Source organism: Mesorhizobium sp. WSM4808 (assembly GCF_055811675.1).
The window spans coordinates 57544-78907 of record NZ_JBVVQX010000010.1 but is presented as its reverse complement, the minus strand read 5'-3'; the positions used below and the strand labels follow the sequence as shown (position 1 = coordinate 78907).

The 21364-nt window shown below is 60.6% G+C and carries 20 protein-coding genes and 2 tRNA genes; 10 read left to right on the top strand and 12 right to left on the bottom strand.

Going from position 1 to position 21364, the window contains the following annotated elements:
* Positions 1-28 precede the first annotated feature (28 nt).
* The 4 genes from AC0L2U_RS19110 to AC0L2U_RS19095 form a co-directional block, all read right to left on the bottom strand.
* On the bottom strand, positions 29-1123 hold the full coding sequence (locus AC0L2U_RS19110) for an ABC transporter ATP-binding protein (RefSeq protein ID WP_127807907.1): 1095 nt from the start codon (positions 1121-1123) through the stop codon (positions 29-31).
* Positions 1124-1131: 8 nt separating this feature from the next.
* Complete coding sequence (locus AC0L2U_RS19105; protein WP_127256867.1) at positions 1132-1968, bottom strand: carbohydrate ABC transporter permease; 837 nt, start codon at positions 1966-1968, stop codon at positions 1132-1134.
* The gene (locus tag AC0L2U_RS19100) at positions 1965-2825 is read right to left on the bottom strand and encodes a carbohydrate ABC transporter permease (RefSeq protein WP_013530184.1); all 861 of its coding nucleotides are present in this window, start codon (positions 2823-2825) and stop codon (positions 1965-1967) included. The genes AC0L2U_RS19105 and AC0L2U_RS19100 overlap by 4 nt, the downstream gene beginning before the upstream one ends.
* A 205-nt stretch (positions 2826-3030) precedes the next feature.
* On the bottom strand, positions 3031-4302 hold the full coding sequence (locus tag AC0L2U_RS19095) for an extracellular solute-binding protein (RefSeq protein ID WP_473602483.1): 1272 nt from the start codon (positions 4300-4302) through the stop codon (positions 3031-3033).
* 85 nt (positions 4303-4387) lie between these two features.
* Between AC0L2U_RS19095 and AC0L2U_RS19090 the strand changes: the two genes are divergently transcribed.
* From AC0L2U_RS19090 to AC0L2U_RS19075, 4 genes are all read left to right on the top strand, one after another.
* Positions 4388-5281, top strand: a complete 894-nt coding sequence (locus AC0L2U_RS19090; protein ID WP_024504770.1) for a helix-turn-helix domain-containing protein — start codon at positions 4388-4390, stop codon at positions 5279-5281.
* A gap of 319 nt (positions 5282-5600) precedes the next feature.
* Positions 5601-5676, top strand: a tRNA-Phe gene (locus AC0L2U_RS19085).
* Positions 5677-5888: 212 nt separating this feature from the next.
* Positions 5889-7079, top strand: a complete 1191-nt coding sequence (locus tag AC0L2U_RS19080; protein ID WP_473602482.1) for a tyrosine-type recombinase/integrase — start codon at positions 5889-5891, stop codon at positions 7077-7079.
* A gap of 380 nt (positions 7080-7459) precedes the next feature.
* A complete protein-coding gene (locus tag AC0L2U_RS19075) occupies positions 7460-7948 on the top strand; it encodes a hypothetical protein (RefSeq protein ID WP_473602481.1) in 489 nt (162 codons plus the stop codon).
* A 98-nt stretch (positions 7949-8046) separates the two neighbouring features.
* On the opposite strand, the gene AC0L2U_RS19070 is transcribed toward AC0L2U_RS19075, so the two are convergent.
* The 3 genes from AC0L2U_RS19070 to AC0L2U_RS19060 are packed head-to-tail and all read right to left on the bottom strand — an operon-like array spanning position 8047 to position 11674.
* Complete coding sequence (locus tag AC0L2U_RS19070; RefSeq protein WP_473602480.1) at positions 8047-9984, bottom strand: DUF3732 domain-containing protein; 1938 nt, start codon at positions 9982-9984, stop codon at positions 8047-8049.
* Positions 9981-10469, bottom strand: coding sequence for a three component ABC system middle component (locus AC0L2U_RS19065; RefSeq protein ID WP_473602479.1), 489 nt, complete (start codon positions 10467-10469; stop codon positions 9981-9983). The genes AC0L2U_RS19070 and AC0L2U_RS19065 overlap by 4 nt, the downstream gene beginning before the upstream one ends.
* Positions 10469-11674: an ABC-three component system protein gene (locus AC0L2U_RS19060; RefSeq protein WP_473602478.1), complete on the bottom strand. Its 1206-nt coding sequence runs from the start codon at positions 11672-11674 to the stop codon at positions 10469-10471. Before AC0L2U_RS19060 ends, AC0L2U_RS19065 begins: the two co-directional genes overlap by 1 nt.
* A gap of 784 nt (positions 11675-12458) precedes the next feature.
* Between AC0L2U_RS19060 and AC0L2U_RS19055 the strand changes: the two genes are divergently transcribed.
* The 3 genes from AC0L2U_RS19055 (at position 12459) to AC0L2U_RS19045 (ending at position 14216) form a co-directional block, all read left to right on the top strand.
* Entirely contained in the window at positions 12459-12710 is a 252-nt protein-coding gene (locus tag AC0L2U_RS19055) for a helix-turn-helix transcriptional regulator (protein WP_128187805.1), read from the top strand.
* A 64-nt stretch (positions 12711-12774) separates the two neighbouring features.
* Positions 12775-13026 (top strand): helix-turn-helix domain-containing protein, encoded by a 252-nt coding sequence (locus tag AC0L2U_RS19050; RefSeq protein ID WP_245485888.1) that lies wholly within the window; start codon positions 12775-12777, stop codon positions 13024-13026.
* Positions 13026-14216 carry a tyrosine-type recombinase/integrase gene (locus tag AC0L2U_RS19045; protein WP_473602477.1) on the top strand — a complete coding sequence of 397 codons (1191 nt, stop codon included), beginning with the start codon at positions 13026-13028 and terminating at the stop codon, positions 14214-14216. The genes AC0L2U_RS19050 and AC0L2U_RS19045 overlap by 1 nt, the downstream gene beginning before the upstream one ends.
* A 106-nt stretch (positions 14217-14322) precedes the next feature.
* On the opposite strand, the gene AC0L2U_RS19040 is transcribed toward AC0L2U_RS19045, so the two are convergent.
* A tRNA-Ile gene (locus AC0L2U_RS19040) sits at positions 14323-14398 on the bottom strand.
* Between the two features lie 136 nt (positions 14399-14534).
* Between AC0L2U_RS19040 and AC0L2U_RS19035 the strand changes: the two genes are divergently transcribed.
* A complete protein-coding gene (locus AC0L2U_RS19035; protein ID WP_127809630.1) occupies positions 14535-15245 on the top strand; it encodes an SIMPL domain-containing protein in 711 nt (236 codons plus the stop codon).
* A gap of 242 nt (positions 15246-15487) precedes the next feature.
* Here AC0L2U_RS19035 and AC0L2U_RS19030 read toward each other — a convergent pair whose 3' ends face one another.
* Both AC0L2U_RS19030 and AC0L2U_RS19025 read right to left on the bottom strand, forming a co-directional pair.
* Positions 15488-15844 carry a hypothetical protein gene (locus tag AC0L2U_RS19030; RefSeq protein ID WP_127326311.1) on the bottom strand — a complete coding sequence of 119 codons (357 nt, stop codon included), beginning with the start codon at positions 15842-15844 and terminating at the stop codon, positions 15488-15490.
* A gap of 254 nt (positions 15845-16098) precedes the next feature.
* On the bottom strand, positions 16099-16545 hold the full coding sequence (locus AC0L2U_RS19025; RefSeq protein WP_127318366.1) for a YcgN family cysteine cluster protein: 447 nt from the start codon (positions 16543-16545) through the stop codon (positions 16099-16101).
* A gap of 197 nt (positions 16546-16742) precedes the next feature.
* Between AC0L2U_RS19025 and AC0L2U_RS19020 the strand changes: the two genes are divergently transcribed.
* Together AC0L2U_RS19020 and AC0L2U_RS19015 are read left to right on the top strand one after the other, a co-directional pair.
* The gene (locus AC0L2U_RS19020) at positions 16743-18800 is read left to right on the top strand and encodes an OmpA family protein (RefSeq protein WP_473602476.1); all 2058 of its coding nucleotides are present in this window, start codon (positions 16743-16745) and stop codon (positions 18798-18800) included.
* Positions 18801-19105: 305 nt separating this feature from the next.
* On the top strand, positions 19106-19621 hold the full coding sequence (locus AC0L2U_RS19015) for a TIGR00645 family protein (protein ID WP_473602475.1): 516 nt from the start codon (positions 19106-19108) through the stop codon (positions 19619-19621).
* Positions 19622-19744: 123 nt separating this feature from the next.
* Here the strand turns inward: AC0L2U_RS19015 and AC0L2U_RS19010 are convergent, their stop codons facing one another.
* Together AC0L2U_RS19010 and AC0L2U_RS19005 are read right to left on the bottom strand one after the other, a co-directional pair.
* Positions 19745-20611: an SDR family oxidoreductase gene (locus AC0L2U_RS19010; RefSeq protein ID WP_127269031.1), complete on the bottom strand. Its 867-nt coding sequence runs from the start codon at positions 20609-20611 to the stop codon at positions 19745-19747.
* Positions 20612-20720: 109 nt separating this feature from the next.
* On the bottom strand, positions 20721-21356 hold the full coding sequence (locus AC0L2U_RS19005; protein ID WP_473602474.1) for a helix-turn-helix transcriptional regulator: 636 nt from the start codon (positions 21354-21356) through the stop codon (positions 20721-20723).
* Between the last annotated feature and the right edge of the window lie 8 nt (positions 21357-21364).

Sequence of the window (21364 nt, the reverse complement as noted above, 5' to 3'; positions counted from 1 at the left end):
CTCCTTGAAGGCTGGAAAGGGCCGGCGGTCAGCGCAGCCGCAGTCCTTTTTCGTCGAACAGGTAGGATTTGCGGATGGAAACGGTGATCTCTGATGTGTCGGGAACCTTCGTCGCGTCGCGCTGGATCACCACGTCGTCACCGTTGGCCGTTCTGGCGTAGAGGAAACTTGTGCCGCCCAGGTGCTCGACCACGTCGATGGCAACCACGAGGTCGGCGTCGCCCTCTCCGGCATTGCCGAAATGTTCGGGCCGCACGCCGACAATGACCTTGCTGCCGATTTTTGGGCTGCCCATTTCAGGTGCAGCGCCGGTCAGCGGTTGCGTGATGCAGGTCTTCTCCTGACCCGCCAGCTCGACCACGACACCACGCGCATCGTGCCCGACGACCCGGCCTTTGATGAAGTTCATCTTCGGCGAGCCGACAAAGCCCGCGACGAACTGATTGTCGGGGTTGTCGTAGAGATCGAGCGGGCGGCCGATCTGCTCGATATGGCCGGCGCGCATCACGACGATCCTGTCGGCGAGCGTCATCGCCTCGGTCTGGTCGTGCGTGACATAGATCATTGTCGTGCCGAGCTCCTTGTGCAGCCGGGAGATCTCGACGCGCATCTGGACGCGCAATTCGGCGTCGAGGTTGGAGAGCGGCTCGTCGAACAGGAACACCTGCGGTTCGCGCACGATGGCGCGGCCGATGGCGACGCGCTGGCGCTGTCCGCCGGAGAGTTTTTTCGGGCGCCTGTCCATCAATTCGCTGATGCGCAGGATCTCGGCCGCCCGCTTCACCCGCCGTTCGGTGTCGGCCTTTGGATTGCCGGTCATGCGCAAGCCGAAAGAGAGGTTCTGTTCGACGCTCATATGCGGATAGAGCGCGTAGGACTGGAACACCATGGCGATGCCGCGGTCGGCCGGCTCGACATCGTTGACCACCTTGCCGCCGATGGCGATCTCGCCGCCGCTGATGTCCTCGAGCCCGGCGATCATCCTGAGCAGCGTCGATTTTCCGCAGCCGGAGGGCCCGACGAAGACGACGAACTCGCCGTCCTTGATGTCGATGCTGGCGCCATGGACGACCTCGAAGACACCGAAGCGCTTGACGACATTGTTGAGCGTGACCGTTGCCATGCTGCCCCTTACTTGACCGCGCCGGCGGCGATGCCCGCGATGAAATGGCGCTGCAGCAGCACGAAGACGACGAGCATCGGCACCGTCAGCATCACCGCGCCCGCCATGATGCCGCCCCATGACACCTTGGTGAGGCCGATCAGCGTGCCGAGCGCCACCGGCGCCGTCATCGAACCGGGTTGGCTGTTGATCAAAAGCGGCCACAGATAATTGTTCCAGGAGGCGAGGAACAGGATGATGGCGAGTGCCGCCAGCATCGGCCGCGCCAAAGGCAGCGCGACGAAGAGGAAGATGCGCCATTCCTTGACGCCTTCGACGCGCGCCGCATCGAAGAGGTCGTCCGGCATCATCGAAAAACTCTGCCGCATGAACAGCACGCCGAGCGAATTGAACAGCGGCGGCACGATCAGCGCCACCCAGGTGTTGGCGAGCTTGAAGTCGCGCGCCACCATGATGAATTGCGGGATCAGCACGACCGCATAGGGAAGCGTGATGGTGCCGAGGATGATGGCGACAACCACGCCCTTGCCGAAGAACTGGTAGCGGGCCAGCGCCCAGCCGGCCATCGACGTCAGCAGCACCGACAGGATGGTGTAGGTCACCGCCACCGAGACCGAAATGCCGATGGCGCCGACGAAGTTCGTGTCACGCTGCAGATTGTTGAAATTGTCGATGAAATTGCCGTGCGGCAAAAGCTCGATGCCGGGGCTGAAGATGCCGTTGTCCGGCATGGTCGAGAACACCACCATCATCCACAGCGGAAACAGCCAGATCAGCGCCAGCGGCGTCAGGAACAGATGCAGAGCGATGCTGCGTCCCAGTCTGGCGGAGGAGCGCGAACTCATTTCGGTTCCCTCGTCAGCCACAGCTGCGCCAGCGTGATGGCGATCGCCAGCCCGGCCATGGTGTAGGCGACGGCCGACGCATAGCCGAAATTGAGCGACCGAAAACCCTGGCGATAGAGCAGCAGGCCAAGCGTCTCCGTACCGCCGCCAGGTCCGCCGCGTTCGGTGATCAGGAACGGCTCGGTGAACAGCTGCATGGTGCCGATGATCGACAGCACGAGGCAGAATACGATGACCGGCTTCAAGAGCGGCAGGGTGATGTAGAAGAACTGCTTGAGCTTGCTGACGCGGTCGAGCGTCGCCGCCTCGTAGACATCTTCGGGAATGGACTGCATGCCGGCGAGCAGAATGATGGCGTTGTAGCCGGCCCAGCGCCAGGTCACCGCGATCATGATCAGCGCCATCGCCGGCGTGACGTTGGAAAACCAGTCGATCTTGGGCAGGCCGACGCTGTTCAAAAGCTTGTTGATGATGCCGAAATCGAGGTTGAACATCAGCCGGAACACCGCCGAATAGGCGACCTCGCCGACCACCACCGGGGCGAAGAAGGCAAAGCGGTAGAGGCCGCGCGCCTTCAAGAGCGGCGAGTTCAACAGCACCGCCATGACAAGCGCCAGCGAGATCATCACCGGCACCTGGATGACAAGGATGAGCAGCGTGTTCTTCAGGGCGTTGAAGAAGGCCGGATCGCCGATCAACCGGCCCCAGTTGAAGCTCGGCGCGAACCGCCACGGCACGGTACGCGTCGCCTGGAAGGAGATCATGAAGGAGCTGATGATCGGCCACACCCAGAAGATCGCGAAGATCAGCAGATAGGGCGTGAGGAAGCGATAGGCCGTGGCGTTGCGGTTGCGCATCCTCATCCTCCTTCTATCGATTGTTGTTTCACGCCATCGCCTGGGTCTTCCCTTCTCCCTTGTGGGAGAAGGTGTCGCCGAAGGCGACGGATGAGGCGTGTTCCAGGGAATGCCAACGTCTCACTCCGCTGGAGCACCCCTCATCCGTCTCGGCGCTATCGTGCCGATCCACCTTCTCCCACAAGGGGAGAAGGAGAAGCGGTGGTTATGATTTGATGGGCAGTCCGGTCGCCGCCGCGATCTGGCTTGCGGCATCGTCGAGTGCCGTCTTGGCGTCGGGATAGCCGCCGGCCAGATACTTGGTCTGCACGGCGCGGACGATGATTTCGGCGTCGCTCTGGAACTGCGTGCCGCGGCTCGGAACAACCTTCGGCAAGGTGCCGAGAATATCCTTCCACACCGCCTGGCCGCCCCAATAGGGCAGACCTTCCGAGACGTAGGGGTCATTGAGCGCCGAGATCAGGGACGGCACCAGGCCGAACTCCTTCAGCATCGTGATCTGGCCTTCATTGGTTCCGAGCGTGTATTTCAGATAGGCGTAGGCTGCCTCCTTGTTCTTCGACACCGAGGTGATAGCCAGCGAGGAACCGCCGAGATTGGCGGCGCGCGGCCCGTCGGCGGTGAGGCTCGGCATCAGATAGACGCCCCATTTGCCGTTTTCACCGGCAGATTCGGTGCGAATGGTGCCCTCATACCAGCCGCCATAGATCTGGGTGGCGACGGTGCCGGCGGTGTTGTTGGTGATCTTGGTGCCCCAGTCGGCCGACGAGATGATGCCGGCGTCCTTCATCTCCTTGACCTTGGTCATGGCATCGACGCATTTGGGCTGGTTGACCGTGATCGATTGTCCGTCCTCGGAGAAATAGGCGCAGCCCTGTTCGTTGGAGATCATGCGGAAGAATTCCGAGTCACCGTTGAAATCGGCATTGGTCATCGAGACGCCAGGATTGGCGGACTGGATCTTCTTGCCCGCGGCGATGAAATCGTCCCAGGTCTTGATCGAACCCGGATCGACGCCGGCCTTTTCGTAGAAATCGCGGCGATAGAACGCGGCAACCGGGCCGGAATCCCACGGCATCGCGTAGGCCTTGTCGCCCACTTCCAGCTCGGTGCGCTTGAAATCGGGGAACTTTTTCTGGTCGTCGGCTGTGTAGCCGAGCGTATGCAGGTCGACGAAGCAGTCGGGGAACTGGCTCCAGTAATTCTCGGCCTCACCGTTCTCGACGGTGACGATGTCGGGCAGCCCGACGCCGCCGGCGGCGCAGCCGGCGATCGACTTGTCATAGGTCGGCTGGTTGCCGAGATCCTGGACGGTGACCTTGACCTCGGGAAATTGCTTGTTGAAGCCGGCAATGGTCGCCTTCAGCGATGAAGCCGCGACATTCCAGCTCCAGATGGTGATTTCGCCGGATTGCGCGAAGGCCGGGGCTGAGCCCAGGGCAAGCGCGAGCGCGGCGCAGGTCATTGTGATGCGCATTGAAATCCTCCCATTTCATTTGCTCTCTCACTGTGAGCGTGGCTAGACTATGCAGTGGGCAAGGCCTGTCGCCGTCAAAAGGAATATGAAATTGGCGGAAAGTAAGATGCCTGAACGGCCGTTCTACCAGCCTGGGGCCAGCAGCGTGGAAGGCCTGCCGCTGCTCCTGCAGATGTTTCACACCAATCCGTTGGTGATGCTCAAGCCGCACTGGCACGCCCAGGTCGAGGTTAATTTCATCGTGCGCGGCAGCGTGCATTACCGCATGAACGACCACGAGATTTCGCTTTCGGCCGGCGAGATGTGCCTGTTCTGGGGTGGCCTGCCGCACCAGATGGACGATTTGTCCGACGACGCCATCTATGCCGGGGCGCATCTGCCGCTGGTGCATTTCTTCCGGCTGCACCTGCCCACGGATATAAGGCACCGGCTGATGACCGGCGCGACACTGGTGACATCAGCCACCGACCAGTCCGACAACCATAATTTCGAGCGCTGGAACCGCTACGCCCGGTCCGGCGACCAGGCCAAGGCCGAACATGCCGTCAACGAATTGCTGCTGCGGCTGGAGCGGGTGCGGTTCGAGCCCTACCGGCTGGTATCCGCAACTCCGACCGACCAGGAAACAGGCAGCCCCTTCGACCAGCAATCGTCGCGCAATGTCGGTCGCATGTGCGATTTCATCGCCGAAAACTTCCTCTACGACATCGATTGCGTGAACATCGCGGCGGCCGCCGACATCCATCCCAAATATGCCATGAGCCTGTTCAAGAAATCCACCGGCATGACGCTCAACGAGTATGTGAACCTGTTGCGGCTGAGCTATGCGCAGGCGCTTTTGATGCATCAGGACGCCAATGTGCTGCGCGTCGCCATGGATTCGGGCTTCGGCTCGCTCAGCGCCTTCAACAAGTCGTTCCGCAAGCTCGCCGGCATGTCGCCCTCCGATTTTCGTAGAGGCGTGACCGGCGCCAGATAGGTAGCGGCGACCAATGCGGGTCTGAGCCGCGAAGCATTGTGCGCCTCGATCGCCGGCTAAAGGCAGTGCCACGGCATGTCAGCCGGCAACAGCGGCACGGACAGGGATGGCGAAGGCCGGATCGTGCCATGCCGTGCCCGATTCCGGCCCGCAAGCGGCATGGAAACCGGGGCACCGCACGGCGTCGCTTTTCCTGCCTGAAATCGCCCACTAGGCGCTGGACAGGCCGAATTCCCGTGCTATAACCCACGCGCTTTCAAGGGGCGCCCCACGGCGCCTCGATGAATTCCGGTCTGCGAGTTTTCGTTTGCCGGAACAGGCCCAGATAGCTCAGTTGGTAGAGCAGCGGACTGAAAATCCGCGTGTCGGTGGTTCGAATCCGCCTCTGGGCACCATCCCCTCTTCTCCCGACACTTCCTGTCATCGCAGCTTCTACGCTCCAGGCTCTTTAGGCCCTTGAAATCGCAGCTCTTTTTCGCAATGAGGGCGCACGAGAGCGCGTTTCACGGGGTCTCGGCGTATTTGGTCCAACGAGGCGGAGGGGTGGTATTTTCGTTGGTATTGGACATCCTGATGGTATCGAAGCCGCCAATGGGAGGTTCCAAAAATGGCCCTTTCTGACTTGAAATGCAGAAACGCACGATCCTCTTCCAAACTCTTGAAACTTTCTGACGGAGGTGGGCTCCAGCTCTGGGTGCAGCCCACTGGATCCCGCCTATGGCGTCTCGCCTATCGTTTCGACGGCAAGCAGAAGCTCCTGGCCTTGGGCGGCTATCCACTCGTTTCGCTGGCCGAGGCGCGCCAAGCGCGCGACGACGCCAAACGTCTCTTACGAACTGGGATCGACCCTGCGCAGGACCGCAAATCGCGAAAGGCTGGTTCGGCGGAGGACACGTTTCGTTCAATCGCGGAGGAGTATGTAGACAAGCTGAAGAAAGAGGGACGTGCCGACCGGACAATCACCAAGGTCAAATGGCTGCTCGATTTCGCCTATCCCACGTGTGGCGGCAAATGCATCCGGGAACTTGATGCCGCCGATATTCTTGCCGCTCTTCGCACCGTGGAGGTTCGCGGTCGATACGAGTCGGCCAGACGACTGCGCTCGACGATTGGCAGCGTCTTTCGATATGCCATCGCGACCGCACGCGCGGACACAGACCCAACGTCCGCGCTAAGGGGTGCGCTCATCAGGCCAACGGTGACGCCACGTGCCGCCATTACTGATCCGAAGGCATTGGGCGGTTTGCTCCGTGCAATCGAGTCATTTGACGGGCAGCCCGCAACCCGAGCGGCTCTGAAGCTAATGGCGCTGCTGTTTCCCCGTCCCGGTGAGCTTCGCGCCGCTGAATGGGACGAGTTCGATTTCAAAAGCTCGGTGTGGACCATACCGGAATCACGAATGAAAATGCGACGACCGCACCGCGTGCCTCTTTCAAGGCAGGCAGTGTGTATCCTGGCGGAGCTTAGAAAAATTTCCGAGATCGGCACGCTGCTGTTTCCAAGTGTGCGATCGGCTGCCCGCCCGATTTCCGACAATACACTTAACGCCGCCCTGCGTCGCATGGGGTATAGCAAGAATGAAGCAACGGCCCATGGCTTCCGAGCAACGGCATCAACTTTGCTAAACGAATGCGGCAAGTGGCATCCAGACGCCGTAGAGCGACAGCTTGCTCACATTGAAAATAATAACGTTCGGCGCGCCTATGCCCGGGCGGAGCATTGGGAAGAACGTTCCAGGATGATGCAGTGGTGGGCAGATTATCTGGAAACAATTGAGAACGCAGGAAGGCGGGGGTAAACTCGATCTACTATGCGGGCAGCGATTGTCCTGCTGGGGTGCTCTGAGATCGCAAGACATAATATCGGGTGGCCTACGCGGCTCTATACTGACCTTGGCCCCTAACACTTCACGGCTTTTCGCCTTGCGCCTTGTTCGACAGGCTTCGGGACGCGCCTGTCTATTGCCTCGCGGAATGCGGTTCTTGTGGATACACTGAATGAAAGGGACCAAAAAGATTTCAAGGCGGCGGAGGTCGAAACCCTTGAATTCGTCTGCCGGTCGCCATTCAAGCTGCGAAGTTGCCGGCAGCCGCCGGCAAGCTGTGAATTAATATGAGTTGTTCTTGACTTGTTCTATAAGCGCCGGTCACTTAGCGTTCTAATTTGCGGGAGCGGTTGATGAGCAATTTGGAACTACGCGAGTTTCACTCTTTCCTTGAACGGTTGATCGAGAATTCGTCTCGGGAGCAGCGCTTTTCCGTCGATAAGATCGTTAACACAGTTCTTAGTGAACATCCTCAGCGCCTCGAAAAGATTCAAAACCAGGTCATAGGTTTGGGTCTGCGCGCACTTATCAGAAACAACTGTCGCGCCAAAACCAGCGCCACCGACAACGGCCCGGATATGTTCGGTGATTATCGCATCGGCAAACGAGTCTCGGTGCCTTATAAGGATGGCAAGGGCAAGCTACGCTGGGACAAGAAGCGGCGCGGCGAACTGACATTCGACGATTTCGACGAGATTATCGCACGCTGGGATGATCGCCCCGCCCGGCAGTCTCAGGATAGGAGAGATTTCGAGGACATAGCCAAAAGGATTCGACCGTATCGTGACCAGGCAGGAACTGTTGGCGAAGCCCTCGAGTTGGCTGCGCGCGACAGTCTATGAGCGCTAGCGAGGCTCCTGACGGGCACCTAGGTTAGCGCCAGCCGGTACCTGATTCCGAAATTCCGTGAACACTTCATTCGGTCATTCTCCTCATGTTGTCAGTTCCGATTAGGCCAGTCGGAAGGTATGAGCTTCACGCCCGATGCTTTTGTCCATCGACCCTTGACCGCCGCGACATATTCCGGATCCTCTTCGATGTAGGCGTGCTCGATCAGGATGACCTGAAGTCCGGCCCTGCGAGCGGTTTCTTCGAAAAGGAACCGGACTATTTTCTGCATCGCAACTTGGTCGTCGTCCTTTTCCATTTCCTTTAGTCGCTTCTCATCCCCACCCTTGGGGTAGTAGGGGCGGCTGATCTGATCAATTACGAGAAGGCCCGGGACGGGCGCGCGCATAGTCTCGAAGAGCTTCTGGAGAGAGAACGACAGCGCGAGGTGCATCGCGAGATAGTTCTGGTCCGAACCGACCTCCGCCATCGCGAGTACCGCTCGTCGCGTCGGCTCGATAAGCGAAAGGCTGGGCGCGGACGAGAAAACGACGCGCGCGCCGGTGGCCGGCACCTCTGTGGGAAGGTCTGCCAACATGTCCGTCGCAAAGTTGCTCACCATGTTTTCGGCGTCGCGCAGACGCTCTCGCCGCGCCTGTGGATCCACTTGGTCCCTGAGATTTTCGATCTCGGATTCAAGGGAGGCTGTGTTCGTCGAAGATATCTCGTAGTCTCTGGCGGTAGTCTCCAGAAATTGGTCGATGCGTCCTACTACCCTCGCACGTTCCTGCAGGAGCGATGCTGCGCCTGCGGATTCTTCCTCGACCCGGAGCAGCCCGCTGAGTTGGGCCTCAACCTCCCTGAGGCGGCCGGATCTTGAACCGATCTGGTTTTCGACGTGGCCGGAATGGTCGTCAAGGCGAGGGCGCATAACGTCGACCGCAAGGACTTCGTGCGCCACGATTGTCAAGGAGTTTTGGATCTGCTCTGCCATAGCCAGACCCGCTGCATTTTCCGCATCGCACACGGGGCAGCGCCCGTCGCCCAGCTTGAGGTGCTCGACCAGCTTGAGTTTGTGAGACTGTCCCGACACCGCAGTGCCGTAGCCCGCCGCTTCACGAATGGTTCGCCTCAGCATCTGCCGCTTTTCGCGCAGTGTCTGTAGTTCGGACACGAGCTGCCTTCGCTCCTCCTCCAATACGGCGCGCGTTTCGCTGTCCCCGGAAGCGGGCGTCAAGACGCCGTTCTCGGCGACGCCCCTCAGCTGATCGAGCAGGAGCTGGTCGGATGCGTCTGACGAAGGTAGCTCGGCGATGAGACCGATGCCTTCGGCCTGGGTGAGAAGGGCTATGGAACGCTGCGTCAGAAGACCTTGGCTTCGCTCCTGGGCTTTGGCTTCCCGTTCTATCCTGCCGAGGGCGGCCTCTAGTTGGCGGAGCCTCCGTGCGGCAAGAACGCTCGTCTGATTCACCGCGCCCAAAAAGTACGGCATTGTCGCTTTGATGTCCCGCGCCTTCTCGGGGCGGTGCAAATCGTGCAACAAGGTCTCTCTGCTGATGATGATGTCGCCCGATAGGAACAGGTAGGGTGTCACGTCACGAATTGTCGCGCGTCCTTTCTCGGATTTGGCTGCGACGGCAGGATCGTCCAGATCCTGAATCCCGAACGACTTCTCGATCATCGCGCGCGCCGTATCGCGGTTCGTCGGACCTTCGAGTCCTTCGGAAGTATTCGGAAGCCTTAGGTTCTTCCCGGTCCTCGCGAACATCTGGTTGGTGCCGCTCCCGGACTCCGGAATCTTTCTGCCGACGATGAGATCGCTATCCCCCAGCACCCAGTGGACGGCGACGGCCACAGCATGCCCGCGCACGAAAAACGGGAGCCGGCAATCTGTTGACCCCAGGCAGTAGTCGATAGCGTCGATGATCGCGGACTTGCCCGTCCCGGAAGCGCCCGTGATGACGTTCACCTTATTGATATCGAACTCGATCGTCCGGCGTCTGGCACCAACGCCGTAGAGTGCGATTTCACGAACGTTCCAACGGATCACGGCGTCACTCCGAATGCTGAAAAAATAGATCCTGCCGAACCGGCCTTGCCCATCCAGCTGCCGAGCCGCTCGGCTCGTTTGATCGCCCGTTTGGGGTTCTCGGGTAAGTTGTCCACCGGCGTTGTCGAGGGCGCCCGGGTACCAGGCTCGATGGTCCCAGAATTTCCAAGAGCGAGAGCCCTTGAACAAAGACCAAACCGGATTGCGGCGGAGACGATCTCCTTCGAAGCGTCGAGACGGACGCTCAGATCGAGACGTACGTCCGGATAGCGGTTCAGCCAGGAGAGAAGACCAGTTGTGGCGGCGGTCTCCAGGAAAGACGTCTCCAGGTCATCGGACAGTGCGATAGGCAGGGCCAAGTAAGCCAATGCGAGAGTTGGTGGCTTCCCTTTCGAGGCCGCCACGTATTTCCGGCAAAAGCCGAGGAGACCGAAAGTGCCGAATGCAGGGTTGGTCTCTGCGAACAGGTCATACGCAATGTTCATTACTTGAATCCAAGAAGCGCGACATAGTCGGGATGCCAGCCCACCCGGCCATCGATCGAAAGGACCTGGTAAGTGCCTCTGATGTAGCTCGGCGTGGTAACGCTCGGGGCGATGGACTCGATCTTGTCCGGCGCCTCATAATGGCTCCACTTTAGTAGCGCGCGTCCCTTCGACTGCTTCGTCTCTTCAGAGAGTCCGTTGCACTCGTGGCAAATGTCAACGTGGCGGTCGCACCATTCCTCGGCCAGACGGTCGTCGTATCTGGCAATCAGCTCCCGTCGCGAAGGATTTTCGGTCGACCAACGCGAACGGGCTTCGCGAGCCCGCCATTCGTTCGTGACGGCCCTTCTAAATTCCGCTTCGGTGCCGCCCACCAAACTTATCTGGTTCGCGACCATGGGGTGCGACTTATGGGATTCGGGAGGGAGTTCGACCGCAAAATAGTCGACGAGGGTGTCATGCTCAATGTCGGCGACGATCTCCATGTGCCGCTTCACGAGCTCAAAACGAGGGATAGCCTTGTCCCGCTTCCCGCAATGCGCATGGATGATTTGACGGTTCCACCATTCCACCATCAGGGCGGCTACCTGCGACTGATCTTTCGAGAGCACCGATGTCAGCGTTTTGGCAAGTTCGTTCTCGATTTGCCTGATGTTCTGCTGGCCGGGCATTATGCGCGCCCTCGACAGGATCTCGGCCTGGACGTCGTCGGAAAGTTTTAAGAATGCTTCGCATGCAGGAGCTCGTTTGGTGTGCGGCAGGAGCGTCCGATTACCAGCGGCGGATGTCCTTTCCTGAATGACGCGTCGAGCTTCCTCCTTAAGTGCAGCGACGAGTTCGTCCCTGCTTTCGGTCTCGCTTAGAAGAACTTGGAGGGGGGAGTGCGGCGAAATTTCCGCGACGGTGACGAGGTGGAGCCATGTCCGGGGAAGGTCCAGGTTCGGAAGCACGTCGATCCACGCCTTCAACGTCTTCCATACATTGAGACTGGCCACCGTGATCGCGTCCGGCTTTTCGGAAAGCGAATGCTTGAGTTGCTCAAGGATCGTCTCTCCGTTCGTCTTTAGAACGACATCGTCGAGCGTTTCAAGAAAGACCACAGCGTCGTCGCTCTGTTCCTTCCACAGTCTCAGGAGAGCGTATTGCGCCTGATAGAGAAACCCCAGGGCTGAGGCGTCGGCGCTGTGCGGGTTGGGATAGTCCAATTTTCGGCCTCGCGGATAGTAAATTGTGTCGTCGGCCTGATCGCGCGTTATTTGTGATTCCAATGATCAGCGCAGGTCTGTATGTATATTTAACGCAATCACATCGCTCAAGGTGCAACTCACGCGTTCCTGAACTTAAGTTGGACTTTGCTATCGAGGCTCATCTATCCTAGTTTTTGACGGTCTCGTGCAGGGGGAGCGTTGCCGAGTGTCAATGGACGGTAACAGCCCTGCACCTCCCAGTGAGAGGAACGGACTGCGTTTGCCAGATGCGTTCAAAAAGCGACGAGCTGTGTTCGGCCCCACGCGCGACGTCTGAGCAGCGGCTCGTCGGTCGCCACTCCCGGCACAAAGCTGCCGATCGCTGTGCGGCGCCCGAAATCGCGTTGGTTACCTCAACGTCGGAATGAGCATATCGGTTTTGGCACATAAGAGGGCCAGTTCTGTCGCGGCCGTTTTCAACGGCAACCCTCGGAATGAAGAAGGGTGCGCAAGAGGCCCAGCGGGGCAGTCGCAGGTGGTTAGCCTCGATCATGCACAATGCAACGTAGCGGTCCACAACTTGCCCCACGAGTCCGCTTAGAAACGCTCTCCCTACCGTGATCCATCCGGTTCATACGTTGCTGCCAGTTTGCGCCGAACGGACCTAGTCAGGCCGCTTCCGCTCAACGGGGCTCCTCTTATTTAACTGAGCACGATCTCGTCGCTTCGAAAAGGCAACCAGGATGCGGCTTTGTGCTTCGACACCAACACGCTCCGGAGTATCAGGGACGAGCCAGCGTCCATGAAGAGTGACGCATTCTCATATCCGCCGCGAGGTCTCTCTCGTGAGGAAGCAGCTCGTTATATCGGTGTCGGATCGACGCTTTTCGACGAAATGGTCGCCGATGGGCGTATGCCGAAGCCTAAGCGCATCAACAGTCGCACCGTCTGGGATCGTGTAGCGCTGGACATCGCTTTCACATCGTTGCCGGACAAAGACGGCGGTCTCCAAGAGCTGTTAGAGCGAAGCAAACGAGACGGGCAAAAAAGATAGTGCTACGTTCATTGCGTATACGCCAAAGGCGTAGTAGGCCAATGGGCTGTGGGGGAGGCGTGACGTGGACGAGAATGAGAAGATTGCCCAAGAAGTTAAAGCTTGGCGGGCCAAGGGAGGATTCACTGCCGAAGCCGCAGCTAAGGTGCTGGGAATACCGAGACGCACATTCGAAGGCATAGAGCAAGGCAGAGGCTTCCCTTACCCGGTGCTCCTGCGCGTTGCCATCGAAAGCGAAGCCCTTTCGCTACAGGCGATGCTGGAGAACTCCCCGCGCGTTGAGCACAGGCGGCAGAAGACTGGAAGGAGCATTTGATGGCTAGGCCCTTCAAGGATGCGCGGTACCCTGGGGTCTCTTCGCGTCTCAAGAACGGCAAGCTAGCTTATCGCTACCGCGCAAAAGGCATGCCCGAAATCCGCCTTCCCGGGAAGCCCGGCGATCCCGAGTTCAAGGCGGCTTACGAGAAAGCCACGCAGGGGCAAGGCAAGAAGGCAGTTATCATCGATTTGCCCGGTCGGGCACTGCCAAAAACCTTTGGCCATGCCGCGCACCGGCTTGAAACAACAATGGAGTGGCTGGATTTTGATGAAGCCACGCAGCAGAAGAATGCGCGACTGATTGAGCGATTTCTCAACCTGCGGGTCGATCCCAACTACCCACTCACCTGGCGCGATACTCCTGTTGAACATCTCGACGCGGATCATCTTCGCGCCATCATTGAAGACATCTTCAGGACAAACCGCACAGTCGCCAAACACATATTGGTCGCCATCAAGAAACTTCTGTGGGTCGCGACCGATGTCGAAAAATGGATCAAGCCGCAGGATGATCCATCGCTATCTGTCCGTGTGCGGGTGCCCAAATCGACGAAGAACCCAGCTTGGCCAATTGCGATGCGCGAAAGGTTCGAGGAGCGACACCCCATCGGCACAGCCGCACGCACCTGCTATGCACTCGGCTTCTGGCTTGGAAATCGGCGCGGGGATATCGCTGCTCTTGAGTGGGACGATCTTTTAACCGAAGAGATCGAACTGTTCGACGGCTCATTGGTGCTCATCGAGGCCTTTGATTTCCGCCAGAAGAAGAACCGCAACCGCCATGGCGGACGGGAGATGTTCATTCCAGTCGTAGACAAATTAGCAGCGGCCTTGGACCCGCTCGATCGCTCGAAAGGCGGCACTGTCTTAAAGAACGCCTATGGCAAGTCATTCTCGGAAAAGAGCTTGACCGGCATGATGCAGCACTGGACGCGGCAGGCGGGAATTCCTAGCGGCTACACGCTCCATGGCCTGCGCCGCACCTTCGGCACCTACCTCGCTGAATGCAACATCCAAGCGCGGGCCATTATGGATGCGATGGGCCATTCCTCAATGGCCGTGACGGATGAGTATGTCCGCGAGGCCAATAAGAAGCGGATCGCGGTTGATATTGCTCGTGCCATCAACGAGCGCGAGGCCAAACGCGACGCCATGAAGCGGCGGACAAACCTCCGCATCGTCAAATAACCAAATCGAGTCGGAACAAACCGGGGCCACGGCCTTTCCTTGGGCCCATAATGGGCCCAAAACGTTTTGGACCGATGGCACTTTTTGTCAATAAAATCAAAGGTTATGGTGGGCCCGGAGGGACTCGAACCCCCAACCAAGCGGTTATGAGCCGCCGGCTCTAACCATTGAGCTACAGGCCCCACGCGGGCTGGATTAATGTTTTTCGCATCGCGGCACAAGGCTTTCCCCGACGGGGTTCCGCAGATCGCCCAAATCAACCCATAATCGCGCTCTACGCGACCCCTTGCGACTTGATCGCAGACCAAGGAGATTTTCATGACCAGACATCTTTTGCCTCTCGCGCTCGCCACTGCAATCGCTTTTCCGGCGATGGCTGGAGCCGCCGATCTGCCGACGCCGCCCCGCATCATCGTGTCGGGCGAAGGCGAAGCAACCGTAGCCCCCGATCTGGCGGTCCTGACGCTGAGCGTCATGCGCGAGGCCAAAACCGCGCGCGCCGCGCTCGATGCCAATAATGACGCCATGGCCGCCGTGATCGCGGCGATGAAGTCCGCCGGCATCAAGGACCGCGATCTGCAGACCGCTGGCATCCAGATCAACCCGCGCTACAACTACACCAACAAGCCGGACGGCAGTCAGGAAGCCGAACTCGTCGCCTACCAGGTGACCAACACGCTTTCGGTGCGGGTGCGCGACGTCGACAAGACAGGCGAGGTCCTCGACAAGGCGGTGTCGCTGGGCGTCAATCAGGGCGGCGGCATTGCCTTCACCAATGACAACCCGGCAGCTACGGTCACCGAGGCGCGCAAGAAGGCGGTCGCCGACGCCATGGCCAAGGCCAAGACGCTGGCCGAAGCCGCCGGCGTCAGCCTGGGCCGGGTGCTCGAGATCACAGACCAGAACATCAGGCCGGCGCCGATGCCGATCAATGCCAAAGCCTTCGATGCCGCGGCCGGCGCGGCTCCGGTACAGGCCGGTGAGAACGCCTACAATGTGCAGGTCACCGTCACCTTCGAACTGAAATAAGCGGCTCTGACGATCCGTGGCTGAGCCTGGCCACGGCAATCATCAACCAATAGCGTGCATGAAAAAACCCGCGGGATTGCTCCCGCGGGTTTTTTCGAGCCACACCCTTCAAACGGAAAGGGGCTCGGCTAGTCCAGACCAATCTTCGCAGAAGATTGTGTCTCCCGGCTGATCTTCGTAGAAGATCATGCCGCCGGCTGATCCTTGCAGAGGATCATGCCTCTTGATCGGCCAAACCAAGCTTAGCGATAGATGACCGGGCAGCCGCGCTCATTGGCGAACACGACGACGACGCGGTCGCCATCCTGGCGGCCCGCCACTTTTACCGTACGACGGTTGACGTCGACGATCCGGACGCGATGGAGGCCCATGCGTTCGGCCTTGTCGAGGGCGCGGTCCGGCGAGCAGCCACGGCGCCAGTTGCCACGGCGCTCGTCACGGCGATGGCGATAACCGTCGTCACCGGTATAGACGCCGAAACGCGGGTCGTTGTTGTTGCCGAAGCCGAGATAGAGGCTGTCGGCGTGAGCGGGAACGGCCGCCAGCGTGCCGAGACCGACCAGGGCCGAAAGGGCTGCCGTCTTGATCGTGTTGAACATCGTCTTCTCTCCTTTTTGCGGGCCTTCGCCCGTCCTCGTGAACCGATGGTGGGAGAATGCGCCTGCCTGTCTGAACTCTTTACGAACCTGCCGTTCATCTCCGGTTCATATGGCGGGAAAAGGAAAGTTCCCGCCATTCGCCGTCGTCCCCAGCCCTCGGTGAAGGCCAGAACGCCTGACTCGGCGCCCGGTTCCGACCCCGCGGATTGGCCGAATGTCTTCAAACGCGAGGCTCTTGCTCACCGCCGCTGGTCCTACGGCTCCTCGTCCAGTACATAGTCAAAATAGTCTTCCGGCTCGGCAAGATCGGTTTCGCTCGCCTTGACCCGGCCGCGCATCGAGATGCCGGCTTCATGCACGGTCTCGGCGCTGCCCGACACCAGCCGGTGCCACCAGTAGAGGTCGCGGCCCTCGGCCACCAGCCGATAGGCACAGGTGCTGGGCAGCCAACTGATGGTTCGCACATTCTGTGGCGTCAGCCCGACGCAGTCGGGAACGCGCGCCAGCCGGTTGACGTAGTCCGAACAGCGGCAGGTCTCGGCATCGAACAGCCGACAGCCGACGCTGGTCCAGTATATCTCGCCGGTGTCCTCGTCCTCAAGCTTCGAAAGGCAGCATTTACCGCAGCCGTCGCACAGCGATTCCCACTCGGCCGGGCTCATCGCCTCCAGCGCCTTGGTTTTCCAGAATGGCGTTTCCATTTCCGGGATGTGGCCCCAGCCGCGGGCAAGGTCAAGCGCGGCAATGGTCGCAATTGCGGCTATCGCCAGGTGAATGACATGAAGTTGCCTTCAAAAGGTCGGTCAATCGCCCCGTACGGCCTCTATCCGTGCCAGACTGGAACCAATCGGCACAAGATCGGTTTCGGCAAGGATGGGACCCCACAAGGAGAATTTCGATGAAACGCCAACCACGGATTCTGGCAGGCACGGCACTCGGCCTGCTTATGGCATCCGCGCCGTTGGGCGCGTTCCCGCTTCAGGGAAGTGTCGCGTCCGGCCTTGCCCAGCGCACGGCAGCCCCATTCATCCTGGCGCAAGCAGCATGCGCCGAAGGCGAAGCCTGCGCACAACAGCAGCAGGCGGAACCCGAACAGAAGCGCGAGCGCAAGAAGGCCGAGCCTGAACAGCAGGCCGCGCCTGCCCAGAGCGAACAGCCCGCCGAGGAGCAGCAGCCACGCCGGAAGAAGCGCGACCAGCAGCAGCAGGCTGAGCAGGCGCCGGCCGAACAGGCCGCTCCGGCCGAGGAACAGCAGCCGCGCAGGAAGAAGCGCGACCAGCAGCAGCAAACCGAGCAGGCGCCGGCCGAACAGGCCGCGCCAGCCGAGGAACAGCAGCCGCGCAGGAAGAAGCGCGACCAGCAGCAGCAGACCGAGCAGGCGCCGGCCGAACAGGCAGCGCCAGCCGAGGAACAGCAGCCACGCAGGAAGAAGCGCGACCAGCAGCAGCAAACCGAGCAGGCGCCGGCCAACCAGGCGGAACCAGCCAACGACAACCAGCCCGGCGAGCAGACCAAGCCGCGCAAGAAGAACAGGCAGGACCAGCAGGCCCAACCTGAAGTCGCCCCGGCACCGAAAGAGGCTCCCGCTGGAGAGGCGACGGCCCCTGCCGGCGAACAGCCCGCGGCCCAGGGCGAGCAGCCCCAGGACACGACGAAGAAGCGTGTCAGGAAACCTGTTGGCGAGCAGCCGGCCACAGCCGAACAGCCAGCCACCGGCGAACAACCGGCCAATGGTGAGACGGCAGCACCGGCACAGGGCGAAAACCCGGTGCAAGGCGAAGCACCGGCCGATCCAAACGCCGCTCCCATCCTGGACAGCCAGAAGGACGCCGAGCGCAGAGGCGGCCGCAAGCAGGGCGACGAGATCGTCCCCCAGGATGGCGAGCAGCAGAATGGCGGGCAAAATGCCCAGCAAGGTGGCGATCAGGGCCGCAAGCCGGTGGCTGCTCCCATCGACCAAGGTCCGCCGCCCACCGACGACAGGGCCGCACAACAGGAGATCAAGCCCGAGAAGATCGCGCCGGTGACCGAGGAAAAGGGCACGCGCGTAGAGCGTGCGCCCGATGAGAACGTCCGTGACCGCCGGCGTCCGAAAGGCGTCGACGTCGTCAGGGAACTCGGCGACCGCGTCATCCTGCAGTTCAACAACCAGACATTCGTCGAGAGCAATGACGCCCCGCGCATGACCCGCGGCGCCAGGAACGTCTACTATGAGGATCTGTCGGGCGACCGCACCCGGGAAATCGTCGAGCGTGACAACGGTGTTCAGATCGTCACCATCCGCAACCGCTATGGCGACGTGATCCAGCGTTCGCGCATTGCGCCGGATGGACGCGAATATGTGCTGAGCTATGTCGATGAGCGGCACTATGAGGACGACAGCGACTGGCGCGATCCCGGCGATGATCTGCCGCCGATGCGGCTGACAATCCCGCGCGAGGAGTACATTCTGGACTCCGAGGATGTCGAAGATCCGGACGACTACTACACCTTCCTCGAACAGCCACCGGTGGAGAAGGTCCAGCGCCTCTACTCGATCGACGAGGTCAAACGTTCGGCCCGCGTGCGCGACATCGCACGGCGCGTCGATCTCGACACGCTCAACTTCGAATTCGGCTCGGCCTCGATCTCCGACACCGAGGTGCAGAAGCTCGAGGGCGTCGCCACCGCAATGGAGAAGCTGTTGAAGAAGAACCCGGCCGAGACCTTCCTGATCGAAGGTCACACCGACGCCGTCGGCACACCGGAGGCTAACCTGGCTCTTTCCGATCGCCGCGCAGAATCGGTGGCCGAGGCTCTGACCAACGCCTTCGGCATCCCGCCGGAGAACCTGACGACACAGGGCTATGGCGAGGAGTATCTGAAGGTCAATACGTCGGCGCCGAACCGCGAGAACCGGCGCGTCGGCATTCGCCGCATCACCTCGCTGGTGGCACCTGTGGCCAGCAACAATTAGGTTATGATTTCAAAATCATGACCCGGTTTGTGGAATCGGCACGAGAAGCATCCATCCCCGGCACCGCCGGGGATGGATGGATGTGACGGGTTCAACAAGAATTGTACGGGCATTAGACACGGCTCATTGAATCGCGAGCCCAGCCACCCCAGATTCGGTGCTGGGCGTTCCCTGCCCCGTCCCGGCTCCAGCGGGACGCATTGAACCCCGCCGGACCTTGTTCGGCGGGGTTTTTTGTCTTGCAAACGGTGGCGGCCTGGCCGAATACGGCCATTGTCTGAGAGATAACCAGCCGGAATCATCCCATGAAGCGTCTCGAACTCGCCATCGAATCGATCATTCTCGCTTCACGCTGGTTGCTCGTCGTTTTCTATATCGGCCTGGCCCTGGCATTGGCCGTCTATGCGCTGTCATTCGGCAAGAAGCTTTATGAGTTCATTACCCTGGCGTTCACGCTCGGTGACACCGACACTATCCTCAAGATGCTCGGCCTGATCGATGCCGCACTGGTTGCCTCGCTGGTGGTGATGGTCATCATCTCGGGCTACGAGAACTTCGTCAGCCGCTTCGACGACCAGGAGGGTGGCGTGCACTGGCTGGGCACCATCGATGTCGGCTCGCTGAAGGTCAAGGTTGCCTCGACCATCGTCGCCATCTCGTCCATCCACCTTTTGCTGGTGTTTTTGAACTCGTCGACCTACACGACCGACCAGCTGATGTGGCTGACCATCATCCATCTCGCCTTCGTCGTCTCGGCCCTCATGCTCGCCTATATCGACCGGCTGATGGGCCTCGGCAAAGGCAAGAAGGATGAGGCGTAAGCAAGCGCCTGCCGGACCTTGAATCACTCCGGCAGGGTTGGCGCCCTATCGCTTTGTGAGCAAGGCTTTGCCGTGGCTCAGCCACGGCGGATGGCTTAGCTCGACGCTCACAATGACGCGGATCTAGTAGATGCTCTTGATCTTGCTGTCCGTGCGGGCAAACACCTCGTCAGGGACAAAGAAATCTCCGGCCAGAGGCCCGGTCGCACCTGGCGCATAGGCTGAAAAGTCGCTGACGCCCTCGGCGCGCAGCACCTCCTCGTCGATGTAGAAATTACCTGTTGTCTCGCGCGCCGGCCGCATGAAGATGGCATGCGCGGCGTCGGCCATGATGTCGGGCAAACGGCTCATCGCCGCCACCGTCGCGCCGCCGAGCAGATTGCGCACCGCCGCCGTGTCGATGGTCGAGATCGGCCACAGTGAATTGACGGCGATGCCGTCCTTGGCGAACTCCGCACTCATGCCCAGCGTGCACATCGACATGCCGAACTTGGCCATCGTGTAGGCGACGTGGTTCCTGAACCACTTGGCCTTCATGTCGAGTGGCGGCGCCAGATTCAGGATGTGAGCATTTTGCGCCAACTTCAGGTGAGGAATGCACATTTTCGAGACCAGGAAGGTACCGCGCGTGTTGATCTGATGCATCAGATCGTAGCGTTTCATGTCGGTCTCGAGCGTGCCGGTGAGTTGGATGGCGCTGGCATTGTTGACGCAGATGTCGATGCCGCCGAATTTTTCCACGGTCCTGGCGACCGCCTCGGCCACCTGCGCCTCCTCGCGGATGTCGCACAAAACAGGCAGCGCCTTGCCGCCAGCCTGCTCGATCTCTTCGGCAGCGCTATAAATCGTGCCCGGCAGCTTCGGATGCGGTTCGGCGGTCTTGGCCGCGATCGTCACATTGGCGCCGTCACGCGCCGCGCGCAGCGCGATCGCCAGCCCGATGCCACGCGACCCGCCGGAGATGAACAGCGTCTTTCCCTTGAGCGACATTTCCTTGCGCCTCCCTTCAACACAACAGGCGCAAACCTTTGCGCGGCGGGCGACCGCAGCGCAAGACCCGACACGCTGGACACCGCGTTACGCAGGGTAGGGTTTATGACTAAACCAGCACCAGCCCTTGGCGCATCGCAATGGCAATCGCATCGGTGCGGTTGGCGGCACCGAGCTTGATCAGGATCGCGGCGACATGGAACTTCGCGGTGTGCACGGAAATGTTCAGCCGCCGCGCAATCACCTTGTTTGGGGCGCCCTCGGCCAGCAGCGCCAACACTTCCGCCTCGCGCGGCGACAGCGTTGGGCGGGCGGCATGCTCGTCGGAGGCCTCCTCCTCGAACGGCTCGCCATCGCCGGCACGGAAATCCTCATGGCGTCCGCTTCCGCGCTCGCCCGAGACGCGATAGCCGGCCGCGGCCAGCCGCGCCGCCGCGGCGATCAACAAATCGTCCGCGCCAGCGGACATCACGGCCAGCACCTCACCGGCGGGCCGCTCGCCGCCAGCGCGTCCGGTCAGCAGCACCCGTGGAATGAGGGCCGGCACGCCATCACCAATGCTGTCGTCAACGATGGCGACGTCGGCTCTTCCACCGCCGGCCACGACCGGCAGCAGGTCATCGCTCGCGGCCAGCGAGGCCGCCAGGCGCTCGGCGCGTGACGCATCGCCAAGCGCAATCAGCACCACCAGCCGCCGCGAGACGGCACCGTCATGCATGATCCTGTCGCTGGTGAGCGTGTCCATGGATGCCC